The 10,762-nt window shown below is 52.6% G+C and carries 11 protein-coding genes and 1 pseudogene; 9 read left to right on the forward strand and 3 right to left on the reverse strand.

The window, feature by feature from the left end:
• Nucleotides 1-187, reverse strand: a 187-nt coding sequence (locus AP057_RS13895; RefSeq protein WP_055359003.1) for a transposase, incomplete at its 3' end; no start/stop codon positions are given.
• Between the two features lie 170 nt (nucleotides 188-357).
• On the opposite strand from AP057_RS13895, the gene AP057_RS13900 reads away from it, so the two are divergent.
• From AP057_RS13900 to AP057_RS13920, 5 genes are all read left to right on the forward strand, one after another.
• On the forward strand, nucleotides 358-552 hold the full coding sequence (locus AP057_RS13900) for a YozQ family protein (protein WP_055359004.1): 195 nt from the start codon (nucleotides 358-360) through the stop codon (nucleotides 550-552).
• A 170-nt stretch (nucleotides 553-722) separates the two neighbouring features.
• The gene (locus tag AP057_RS13905; RefSeq protein WP_014195627.1) at nucleotides 723-1,130 is read left to right on the forward strand and encodes a VWA-like domain-containing protein; all 408 of its coding nucleotides are present in this window, start codon (nucleotides 723-725) and stop codon (nucleotides 1,128-1,130) included.
• A 174-nt stretch (nucleotides 1,131-1,304) separates the two neighbouring features.
• Nucleotides 1,305-2,606: an ammonium transporter gene (locus AP057_RS13910; protein ID WP_055359005.1), complete on the forward strand. Its 1,302-nt coding sequence runs from the start codon at nucleotides 1,305-1,307 to the stop codon at nucleotides 2,604-2,606.
• A gap of 17 nt (nucleotides 2,607-2,623) precedes the next feature.
• On the forward strand, nucleotides 2,624-3,676 hold the full coding sequence (locus AP057_RS13915) for a DUF294 nucleotidyltransferase-like domain-containing protein (RefSeq protein WP_055359006.1): 1,053 nt from the start codon (nucleotides 2,624-2,626) through the stop codon (nucleotides 3,674-3,676).
• The gene (locus AP057_RS13920) at nucleotides 3,669-4,397 is read left to right on the forward strand and encodes a 3'-5' exonuclease (protein WP_055359007.1); all 729 of its coding nucleotides are present in this window, start codon (nucleotides 3,669-3,671) and stop codon (nucleotides 4,395-4,397) included. The genes AP057_RS13915 and AP057_RS13920 overlap by 8 nt, the downstream gene beginning before the upstream one ends.
• 172 nt (nucleotides 4,398-4,569) lie before the next feature.
• On the opposite strand, the gene AP057_RS13925 is transcribed toward AP057_RS13920, so the two are convergent.
• Together AP057_RS13925 and AP057_RS13930 are read right to left on the reverse strand one after the other, a co-directional pair.
• Complete coding sequence (locus AP057_RS13925; protein WP_369813965.1) at nucleotides 4,570-5,040, reverse strand: PCYCGC motif-containing (lipo)protein; 471 nt, start codon at nucleotides 5,038-5,040, stop codon at nucleotides 4,570-4,572.
• 230 nt (nucleotides 5,041-5,270) lie between these two features.
• On the reverse strand, nucleotides 5,271-6,248 hold the full coding sequence (locus tag AP057_RS13930) for an ABC transporter substrate-binding protein (RefSeq protein WP_235468586.1): 978 nt from the start codon (nucleotides 6,246-6,248) through the stop codon (nucleotides 5,271-5,273).
• A 285-nt stretch (nucleotides 6,249-6,533) separates the two neighbouring features.
• Here AP057_RS13930 and AP057_RS13935 point away from each other — a divergent pair.
• From AP057_RS13935 to AP057_RS13950, 4 genes and pseudogenes are all read left to right on the forward strand, one after another.
• Nucleotides 6,534-7,181: pseudogene (locus AP057_RS13935) on the forward strand (ABC transporter ATP-binding protein); the annotation flags it as partial.
• The gene (locus tag AP057_RS13940; RefSeq protein ID WP_055359009.1) at nucleotides 7,178-7,915 is read left to right on the forward strand and encodes an IucA/IucC family C-terminal-domain containing protein; all 738 of its coding nucleotides are present in this window, start codon (nucleotides 7,178-7,180) and stop codon (nucleotides 7,913-7,915) included. The pseudogene AP057_RS13935 and the gene AP057_RS13940, both read left to right, overlap by 4 nt.
• A 147-nt stretch (nucleotides 7,916-8,062) precedes the next feature.
• Nucleotides 8,063-10,042, forward strand: a complete 1,980-nt coding sequence (locus tag AP057_RS13945; RefSeq protein WP_055359010.1) for a bifunctional diguanylate cyclase/phosphodiesterase — start codon at nucleotides 8,063-8,065, stop codon at nucleotides 10,040-10,042.
• A 77-nt stretch (nucleotides 10,043-10,119) separates the two neighbouring features.
• The gene (locus AP057_RS13950) at nucleotides 10,120-10,419 is read left to right on the forward strand and encodes a DUF5634 family protein (RefSeq protein WP_033016592.1); all 300 of its coding nucleotides are present in this window, start codon (nucleotides 10,120-10,122) and stop codon (nucleotides 10,417-10,419) included.
• Nucleotides 10,420-10,762: the final 343 nt, after the last annotated feature.

Here is a 10,762-nt window from a genome sequence, read left to right on the forward strand (position 1 = left end):
CCCCCTGAATCGCTTTATACAGCTGTTGAAACCCCTCTTTCGACTGGAAGATCGGGAACGATTTGCGAAGCACGCGCCCCCGGTCATCCACGAAGCAGGCGTAGTGGGTTCGTTTCGCGATATCGATGCCCACGACAAGCGTTTGTTCCGTAACTTGATCAATTTTATAGTTTTGTGTACAATTCATCTGAAGTCCTCCTTGGCATGATGGTAGGTATTGTTTGACACCCCTGCATCATACCAAGAGGGCTTTTTTTGATCAAGTCCCCGGAAAAGCTCCTAACGGGAATGCTCTTTTTATTTTTCATCCCTGTTTCACATTAATATAATGAACGATGTAAACAGGGAGGAAAGCGAATGGAAGAGAACAAACAATCGCTTGAGGTGGCCGGGCGCCAGTATGATCCGTCTGATTACAAGTCAGCCGCGGCTCTCGGCGCCGGGTTGGCCGAGACGCATGAACAAGTAAGCGACGTCTACGCGGAAGGGACGATCGAGGCGGCGGCCGAGCAAGAAAACGCGCCAGACATTCCCCTGTCCCCGCCGGAGTAAAAGCCGAAACGCCAAGGATTCGCTCCTTGGCGTTTCCGCTGATGGCTAAGGCTGTCCATCGGTGAGAAATGAAAGGGCAAAAGGAAAGAAAAACAGTTCGTACTTTCCCCCATCGTCGTCTATACTAGTAGTGCGCACGGCGATTCACCGATATAAGGGGGATGATCATCGTGAGATGGCAGCGGGCTTTATTGGCGTTGCTCAAAGAGCGGAAAGACCATTCCATCGCGTTGGCGATCGACACATCAAACCGTCCGGAGCGGCCAATGCTCATTCAAAACATTGTGAAGCTGTTTGAAAAGCTGCGCCCGGACACGCTGCTCGTCCAAGCGGATTTTAAAATTCGCGATGTCTCTCCGGTTGGCGTGGCGACGATTAAATATTTCAAGCACGGGAAATCGTCGTACACCGAAGTGCTGGAATGGGCCGCTGCGCAAAAAATCGATACGTTGTTTTACATCACCGATGTAACCGGCTATTTTTATGAAGAACTCGAAGTCGACTATGAAGTGTTTTGGCTTGTGCCGGACGATTATATGCCGCGCGTGCCGTTTGGCAAGCCCATTCGTGTGGCGTAACACTGTGAGGAATGCCCCTCGTGATGAGAGGCATTCTTTTTTGTTAATAAATTTAACAAACTTTTTGTGTTCGAAACCGATTGCAACCAAAAACACACGTTGCTTTTGGTTGGTTTGTGTTATATATTATTACATATAAAAGGGATGATAAATGACAAAAGGGGGATGCGTAAAATGGATGAAAAAACGTTGACGCTTGGGCTGGATGCCCTCTGGGTCATGCTTTCGGCGGTGCTCGTCATCGGCATGCAGGCAGGGTTTGCTTTGCTTGAGGCCGGATCAACGCGCATGAAAAACTCCGGGCATGTGGCTGGCAAACAAATTTTAAGCTTTGCTATCGCCTCATTGGCGTTTTGGGCGTTCGGCTTTGCGATTGCGTTTGGGGCTGGGAATAGCTTCATCGGGACGGAAGGATGGTTTTTAAAAGAAGGAAAAGGAACGTTTGACTCGTTGTCGTGGGCGAATGTGCCGCTCGAGCTCAAATTTTTATTCCAGCTCGGCTTTGCCGGCGTGTCGCTGGCCATCGCTTGGGGCGGCTTCGCTGAGCGGGCGAAGCTGTCTGTTTATTTTCTTTTTGGCACGATTTTTACGATCGCCATTTACCCGGTGATCGGCCATTGGGTGTGGGGCGGCGGCTGGCTCGGGCAACTCGGGATGCAAGATTTCGCTGGTTCAACCGTTGTCCACTTGCAAGGCGCGATTGCGGCGCTCATCGCCACGGTCTTGCTTGGCCCGCGCATCGGCAAGTTCAATAAAGACAAGACGCCAAACGTCATTCCGGGGCATAACCAAGTGTATACAGTCATTGGCGGATTGATTTTATGGATCGGCTGGTTCGGCTTTAACGCGGGCAGCACGATGGCGGTTGGCGACGGATTTTTCGGCTATGTGGCCTTGACGACGAACTTGGCTGCTGCGGCGGGGGCGGTTGCTGCGATCTTGACGGCGAAAATTTTGGTCGGCAAAGCGGACATTCCGGCGATGGTCAACGGTGTGTTGGCGGCATTGGTTGCCATTACAGCGGCGTGCGCGTTCGTTGAACCGTGGGCGGCGGTCATCATCGGTGCAGTGGCGGGATCGTTCACGTTCTGGACGTCCATCTACTTCGAACGCAAAGGGATTGATGATCCAATTTACGCCTTTTCCGTCCACGGCATTGCCGGCATTATCGGCACGATTTCAACTGGGTTTTTCGCTTCGCCGCGTTTAGTCGAGATCACGGGCATCGGGAAGGCCGGACTGTTTTACGGCGGCGGATTTGATCAGCTGATTGTGCAAACGGTCGGGGTGCTCGGCGCTGCGGTGTATGTCGCTGCCGTTTCGTTTATCATCTTATATGCCATGAAGAAAACGATCGGACTGCGTGTGACGGCGGAACAAGAAATTTCAGGTCTTGATATTAGCGAGCACGGCTCTTATGGCTATCCGGAACAGCTCGATCCCGCGTATCAGCCGAAGACAGCTGCCCAGCAATAGCCAAGGGGGAAAAGGAGGTGGAATCGTTGGCGGAAAAGGTGGCCGAACGGCTAAGTGCAGCCGAGTCGGCCGCCGAACTTCGTTTTTGTCATGATGAACTGGCGCGTGAACTGCGGCGCTGTTTGACGCTTGAACAAATGGAGCAGCTTGCAAGCGACATCGTTTGTGTGCATGAAGCCATCCTTCGCCGCGCGTTTTTCCTTGCGGAGCGGGAGACGATGAAACAGTCGGTCGGCATTCGTCCCCCGGCGTGGTGCTGGTATGTGATGGGAAGCATCGGCCGGCGTGAGCCGACGATCTGGACGGATCAGGATCACGGCGTTTTATTCGACTGTCCCGAGGAAGTGGAGGCGGATTGTTATGAATTCATCCGCCATATGGCGGCGATTGGGGTGGACATGTTGCATGAGGCTGGGTATCCGTACTGCTCCGGTTACGTGATGGCGACGAACAAGCGGTGGGCGCAGTCGGTCCGCGGTTGGGAGCAACAACTTTCTTCCTATTTCGAAAGCGGGTGGCCGAACGACATTCGTTTTTTGTTGATCGCGATGGATATGCGGCCGCTTTATGGAGACGCCGAACTGGCCGAGGCGGGGAGGCGGACGCTGTTTGCCGAGATCGCTGACCGGCCGCCGCTGTTGGCGCGTATGGGGGAGCACGTTCAATTCCCTCCGGTTCCGCTCGGTTGGCTGGGTAACGTGCAAACGGAGCGATGGGGGCCGCATAGTGGGGCCGTTCATATGAAACAAAGCGGCTACGTGCAACTCACTAACGCTCTGAAATGGTTGGCCTGTTTTGCTCAAGTCCCGGCGGCGGACACGGCAGAGCGGCGGCGGGCGCTTGAGGCGGCGGGCGTATTGACGGCACCGCTTTCCACCGCCGTTGGCGAGGCGCTGTCTGTTTACTATTCGATTCGTCTCAAGTACAGCACCGAGGCGAGGGATGGTCGTGAATATGTGTTATGGCGGACGCTTAAGCGGACAGAGCAAAAGCAGCTGAAGCAAGCGATGCGCACCGCAAAACGGTTGCAGCGCTTTGTCGCCCGGCAGGTGGCTCGCATTCATGCATGAGCGGCACCGTTTTTGGCAGCGGGCGCTCCGCTTGTTGTCGCTTGGCATCCCTCGTGAAGCATCGTCCGCCCTATTCGGCAACGATCATTCGCTGCAGCAGGAAATGTGGCTGCGCTCGCTGCAAAAGGAAAAACAGCACATCATCAATTGGCATGACCGTTTGACTGACATCCCGTTTGTCATCATCGATATGGAAACGACCGGCTTTTCCCCGGAGCAAGGCGATGAAATTTTGGCCATGGCGGCAGCGAAAACGGTCGGAGGAGCCGTGACCGATATGTACATGACGCTCGTCAAGCCGGAAAAGCCGATCCCGCAACACATCTCCGCCTTGACCGGCATTGAGGCGAAGGATGTGGTGTTCGCTCCGCCGCTTGCCGAGGCGCTGCGCACGTTTGTGCCGTTTATTGCCACAGGCGTTTTAGTCGGCTATCATATCGGCCATGATTTGGCGTTTTTGCGCCATGCCCTTTGGCGCCATTATCGGCAAAAATGGAGCGGACGATTTCTTGACTTGCAGCCGATGATGACGCTGATCGGCCATTCGTGCCCGACGTTTGACGATGCGTTAGCTTGTTACGGCATCTGTTGCCCGCGCCGCCATACGGCGGATGGCGACGTCGAAGCGATGGCAAAGCTATGGGCGATTTTGCTCGATGAATTCCGCCAGCGCGGCATCGACACGCTGCATGATCTGTACGCCGCGCTCAGCCGCCACTGACGCTCCTAGGCAGGGCAGAGGACTGGAAGGTTGGTGGAGAATGGTCATTGTTCGCCAAGCGATCGAGTTCGCCGTGAACAAAGAGTTGATTTTACAGGATCAATGTCGTTTTGGCCTAGGGCATCGGCTGAACGAAAAAAAAGCGCTAAGTTTGGCGCTTTTTTTGCTGGTATTAGAGCGGTTTGGTCGGCGTCGGTTCGGCGTAGCCTTCTTTATATTTTTCATCGATCATATGCCGAATGTCTTTGATCGATTTCCCTTGATCGTAAGCGGCGATCGATTCAGCGGCGATCTCCAAGCAGACGCCGCATTTGGTGGCATGATCATCCCAGACGACCGAGCCGTCTTGTTTAGTTTCATAGACAAAGCAATCATAACTGTTCTTATGGCCAGCTGATTGCCCGCAGCCGCAATAGCAAGGGATATTCTCAAGCAGCTCGCGGTGTTCAGCAGCCTGTTGGTACAAGACCGCCATCTCTTCTTCAAACGCGCTCAAAAAGCTTGGCAAATGCTCGATCGATTTTGTTGTTTCGCGAATATCGCCAGTGGCGGTTTTCGTTATATGCGAATGGCTTTGTTCTTGGCTGTTGCCATCTGCGCAGCCTGACAGAAGAATGCTAAACGACAACATACATGCCGCCATCCATACTGGACGTCTCAAATTTCTTCTTCCTTTCTTTTTGGTCGTTTCCTGGCTCGGTTATTGACAGTTTGAATGTATCATACTTTGTCTTGGGCGGCAACCATCTTGTAGCTAGGCGCGCTGCGCTCACCATTCCAGCATAAAAATGGCTGATCAAGGCAGTGCGTTTTCATAAGAAAAAAAGAAGACGATGCAAAGGAAGAAGAGGCTTTGCATCGCCTTTCACTGCATTACTGGCCTTGCAGAAAATATTTTTCAATATCATCCAACATCAAGTGGGCCGCAAGTACTCTGCCAGCCGTGTTCCAAATCGTGTCGCTCACTTTGTACACCTTGCCTTGTTTCGCGACGTTTAAGTTTTGAAAGAGTGGGTCGTTGATCCATTCTTTTTCAAGTTCGCTCGCTTTGCCGTCCCCCGTCTCATATGTAAAGTAGAACAGGATGTCGCCATCCATTGCTGGAATGCGTTCTTTCGTCACGCCGGTTTCCGCAAAGTCGTTTACGTTTTGCGATTCCGGGCGGGCGAAGCCAAGTTGATCCAAAATGACGCCGGAGAACGAGTCTTTATGGTAAATGCGCACGTCGCCGGCCATAAAGCGGACGATCGAGACTTTCATGTTTAACTTGTCGCCGAGTTTTGCTTTTAAGTCTTCAATGCGTTTGTCATATTCAGCAATGATTTGTTTCCCTTTTTCCTCTTGGTTCACAGCTTTCGCATACAGCATAAAGTTGTCTTTCCAGTTGCCGCGCAGCGTTTCTGAGAACACGGTCGGGGCGATTTGTTTCAGTTGTTCGTAAATTTTTTCATGGCGCATTTTGTTGCCGATGATCAAATCCGGTTTCAAGGCGGCGATCGCTTCCACGTTCGGCTCTGACTCCAAACCGAGCTCTTTGACGCCTTCCATTTTATCTTTAATATGGTCGTACCACGGATCGCCCGTCCACGATTTGACGGCGCCGACCGGCTTTATGCCTAGCGCCAGCAACGCTTCTGTTCCTTCGTTCGTCAAAATGACGACCCGTTTGGGTGTTCCTTTGATTTCGGTCGGGCCCATGGCGTGTTCGACCGTGTAGCTCACTTCCGCTTTCGCCCCATTGTTTTCCGCTGGTTTGGCTGTTTCTTCCTGTTTTCCGCCGCAGCCCGCGAGAAGCAGGAGAGAAAGAATGAAGGCGGAAAAAGGGTGAGATGTCGTGATTTCACTAGCCAACCCCCTTTGTATTTGATAATGAATTTCATTTACGTTGATAAATAAATAAGATTGAGAATCATTGTCAACTATAAATAAAAAAGAAAATGCGAAAAAACATTGACGATGAGAGTCATTATCAAATAGACTTGACGATAGAGATATAGAGAATGAAGCAAGGGAGATCTCAGAGATGCTGGCGACAAACCGTCAAAAAATGATTGGCCTTATCGGTTTGCTGATTGTGCTGCTTGCCGCCATGTGGATGAGCATCGTTTGCGGATATACCGATACGAGTTGGCGGCAGGCGGCGCTGTCTTGCTTGATGGAAAAGAGATTGCCAAGCAGCCGACCAAGGAAATCGCCCGCCGTTTGGCCATTTTGCCGCAGTCGCCTGTGGCTCCGGAAGGATTGACGGTCCTTCAGCTCGTCAAGCAAGAGCGTTATCCATATCAAACGTGGCTCAAGCAATGGAGCGACGAAGATGAGCACGCCGTTGCGCGCGCTTTGTCAGCAACAGGGCTGACAGAGCTTGCCGAGCGGCCGGTTGATTCGCTGTCCGGCGGCCAGCGCCAGCGCGCATGGATTGCCATGACATTAGCGCAAGAAACAGACATCATCTTGCTTGACGAGCCGACCACTTACTTAGATTTGGCGCATCAAATTGATATTTTGGATTTATTGTTCGAACTCAATGCAACAGAACAGCGGACGATCGTCATGGTGCTTCACGATTTGAATTTAGCGTGCCGTTACGCCCATCATCTCGTCGCCATTCGCGATAAAACGGTGTATGCCGAAGGAAAGCCGGAGGATGTCATTTCCCGCCAGCTCGTGAAAGATGTGTTCCAAATGGATTGCCAAATCACGTACGATCCAATCTTTGGCACCCCGCTTTGCATTCCGTATGGGAAAGGACGGCGAATTTTACAGAAAGAAGGCGTATCGAGATGAGACTGCGTGAAGACGAAATGAAAACGTTGGAAACGTACCGTTTTTCAAGTGAAGCTGCTGATGTCTCGTCATCGATGTTGTTGGCCCGGCTGCTGAATGATGACGGGCAGCTCGCGAAGTATGTGGCGCACGTCCGCGCCGAGATGGGGGCGGCAAATGACGCGGTTGCCGCTTCGATGCTCGTCAAGCGCCTAAGCTTTTTGGCGCCGATGGCCTTATACGCCATGTCGGTGTGGAACAAGCGGCTTGTGCTCGATCTTGAGCGAATTTGGCTTGATACGGACGGCGAAGGGGAAATGTGGATGCCGCGCTTTCGCCTTGCGCCGCCGGAAGCGGAGATGTGCGGCATTGAGCGCAGCGGTTGGCGCGAGCAGGCCGTTCGCGACGTGTTCGCCGGCTTGTTCGCTCCGCTCATCGTCCGGTTGCGGCGCCTGACGCGTGTATCGCCGCTCATCTTATGGGAAAATGTCGCGATTTATGTATACTGGGTATATGAACGTTGGCTTGAGGATGAGTCGCTTGCTCCGGTCGCCGACCGGCTGCGCGATGATTTTTATTTCCTTGTTTATGACGCAGACGGCCGCCTGTTTGGCCAAAAAGACAATCCGCTCCGTCGCTTTTGGAAAGGCGCGAGCGGCATGCAGCGGACAACGTGCTGCCTATACGTGCAAACCAACGGGGGGACATGCTGCCAAACGTGCCCACTCAAAGCCCGCCAGCGGCAAACCGGATGACCGGGAGGCCGCCGGTGGGCAGTTCCATATTTTTGACAAAATGTTTGCGAAAAATGTTTGCGAAATTTGTTGATTTTTGTCGGTATTTTCGTGAAAATGGAAGTGTGGACATCGCTTATTTTGGTGAAACGGCGAGGTAGCAATTGCATGGACAAATATACGGCCTTTTTCCATCACTTCACAGAAGCAGTGGTCATCTTGAATTTGCAAGGCGTGATCATTTACAACAATCCGGCTTTTGCCGGCTTGGCGCTGAGTGAAGAAGAACAAAGGACGCTGTCCATCGAAGGACGGGCGTTGGTTGAACGGGTGAAACAGCGCCCGGCTGCCTTTCGCTGGGAGTTGCTTGGTGGCTTATTGGTTGCGGGGGTGTCGCCGATCATTGACGAAAACGGACAGGCGGCAGCCGTCTTATGCGTCCTGCGCCGTCAAGCGGAAGAGAGCGGGCTGCAGGAGCGGCTGGTCGAAGCGGAAAGGCGCTTGCAGCTGATCGTCGAACATTCGAGCGATTATGTATTGATTTTTTCCCGCCACGGTGAGTTGGCGTACATTCCGCCGTCGTGGAAACACAAAACGGATGAGCGCCATCCGATAACGTACAAAGATGTGCTGGCGTTTGTCCATCCGGATGATGCGCCGGCGGTGGCGCAAAAACTGGCTGAGCTGTACGATACATATGAAACGCAAGCTGCAGAGTTTCGCAAACAAGGGGAGCAGGGCGAATGGATTTGGGTCGAAGCGCAAGGGGAGGCGATTCTCGACGAGGCAGGGGCATTGGATTGCGTCATTGTGACCGTGAAAAACATCAGCGAGCGGAAGCGGTACGAAGAAAAGCTGCGCCAACTTGCCTATTTCGATTCGCTCACGGGCATCGCCAACCGCAGCTATTTCGAGCGGCATATTCATGAGCTGATCGCGAGTCAGACGCCGTTTGCTCTTTGTTATTTGGATTTTGACAAATTCAAATGGATCAACGATCATTTTTCCCATCAAGCCGGCGATTACTTTTTGCGCGAGGCGGTCAAGCGCGTCGAGCGGGCGTTGCGTCCCGGCGACTTTTTTGCCCGCATCGGCGGCGATGAGTTTGTTCTCTTGTTGCCAAACATCACGAAAACGGAGATGACCGCCTTGGCCGAGCGGCTTGTCAGCTCGTTTCATGAGCCGTTTTATTACGACAAACAGCTCATCCAATCGACCTTATCGATCGGCATCGCTTTTTTCCCGAAAGACAGCGATCGGATGGAGCAAGTGATGAAATACGCTGATCAAGCGTTGTACGAAGTGAAAGAGCGGGGGCGGAACGGCTATGCCTTTTACCGCCCGACCGAGCATCGGCAGGCGGTGATCGAGCAAGATTTGCCGTTTGCCGTTATGCGCGGGCAGTTGTATTTATGCTATCAGCCGAAAGTGAGGCTTGCCAAAGGCCGGGCAATGGGCGTTGAGGCGCTGTTGCGCTGGCGCCACCCGGCGCTTGGCGACATTCCGCCGCTTGATTTCATCCCGCTGGCTGAAGAGAGCGGCTTTATTTTTGAAATTACGCTATGGGTGTTGGAACGGGCGTGCCGCCAAGTGAAAGAATGGGAAAGAAAATTTCCCAGACTGAAGTTAGCGGTCAATTTATCGCCGTTTTTGCTCAACCGCCCCGAACTTGTCGAGCATGTGAAGCGCATTTTGCGCGAGACGGGGCTAGCGCCTGATCGGCTCATTTTAGAGGTGACAGAAAGCGGGCTGATGGAAAACATTGAGACAGGAAGACACATTTTAACCGAACTGCAGCGACTTGGCGTACAGGCGGCGATCGATGACTTTGGAACCGGTTTTTCATCGTTGGCTTACATCCGCAATTTGCCAGTGTCGCTGTTGAAAATCGACCGCAGTTTCATTGAAGGCATTGCGGAAAACTCGAAAGATGCCACGATTGTTGATACGATCATTCATTTAGCAAAAAGCCTGGATATTGAAGTATTGGCCGAAGGGGTGGAGAGTGAATCGCAAGTGGCGCTTCTGTCGCAAATGGATTGCGACTACGCGCAAGGATTTTATTTCAGCCGTTCGCTTGAAGCGGAAAAGCTGCAACAATGGCTAGAAGAACACAACCGCAACGCTTGCGGCGAACCGCCGGCGTAGCCGATCTTTTCCGTTCATTCTTTTCCTCGTTTTGCCGCACACTAACATTGAGCATGGGCAAAGAGGAGGAAACGAAGATGGAATTTGTGCCAAGAAGCGTCGTGATCGACGAGTTTATCGACACGCTTGAGCCGATGATGGAAGCGTATGGCCTCGACCAAGTCGGCATTTTTGAAGAGCATGGTGAAGGCAATCGCTATTATATCGGTTATACGATCAACAAAGATGACGAGATGATCACCATTCACATGCCGTTTGTCAAAAACGAACGCGGTGAACTGGCGCTTGAGAAGCAGGAATGGACCGTTCGAAAAGACGGTCGGGAGAAAAAAGGCTTTCATTCGCTGCAAGAGGCGATGAAAGAAATCATCCATTAACAAGCAGGCGGCCCAGCTCGGCCGCTTTTTTGGCTGACGGGGTAGCGTCAAAAGTTCTATGAAAACTCCACACAGATCATCCCATTGAGCATCGTGGGGCATGCGGAGGGCCGGATTCGCCCTTGACCAACACCCGCCAAAGGTGCGGAAGAGTCGTCAAGGGCGACGGGGACAAAAAAGAAGGCAATAAGAAAGCCGCCCTTGCCATGACCGAATTTTACCTTTGGCGGTGTTCGGTTGGTCAAGGGTTCGCTTCGCCGAATCCGGCAGGAGTTCTGTTCAACGGGCTCCGGAGGACAAAAAAGTCAGGCCGCCTCTTGTTGGAGAAACGCTTGTGCCATGG

Source organism: Geobacillus sp. Sah69 (assembly GCF_001414205.1).
Taxonomy (GTDB): domain Bacteria; phylum Bacillota; class Bacilli; order Bacillales; family Anoxybacillaceae; genus Geobacillus; species Geobacillus stearothermophilus.

Bases quoted from the DNA above. Each gene is read 5' to 3' on its own strand.
- AP057_RS13925 (WP_369813965.1), bottom strand. From the start codon at position 5,040: ATGGCGGCATGTATGTTGTCGTTTAGCATTCTTCTGTCAGGCTGCGCA.
- AP057_RS13900 (WP_055359004.1), top strand. From the start codon at position 358: ATGGAAGAGAACAAACAATCGCTTGAGGTGGCCGGGCGCCAGTATGAT.
- AP057_RS13950 (WP_033016592.1), top strand. From the start codon at position 10,120: ATGGAATTTGTGCCAAGAAGCGTCGTGATCGACGAGTTTATCGACACG.
- AP057_RS13940 (WP_055359009.1), top strand. From the start codon at position 7,178: ATGAGACTGCGTGAAGACGAAATGAAAACGTTGGAAACGTACCGTTTT.
- AP057_RS13945 (WP_055359010.1), top strand. From the start codon at position 8,063: ATGGACAAATATACGGCCTTTTTCCATCACTTCACAGAAGCAGTGGTC.
- AP057_RS13910 (WP_055359005.1), top strand. From the start codon at position 1,305: ATGGATGAAAAAACGTTGACGCTTGGGCTGGATGCCCTCTGGGTCATG.
- AP057_RS13920 (WP_055359007.1), top strand. From the start codon at position 3,669: ATGCATGAGCGGCACCGTTTTTGGCAGCGGGCGCTCCGCTTGTTGTCG.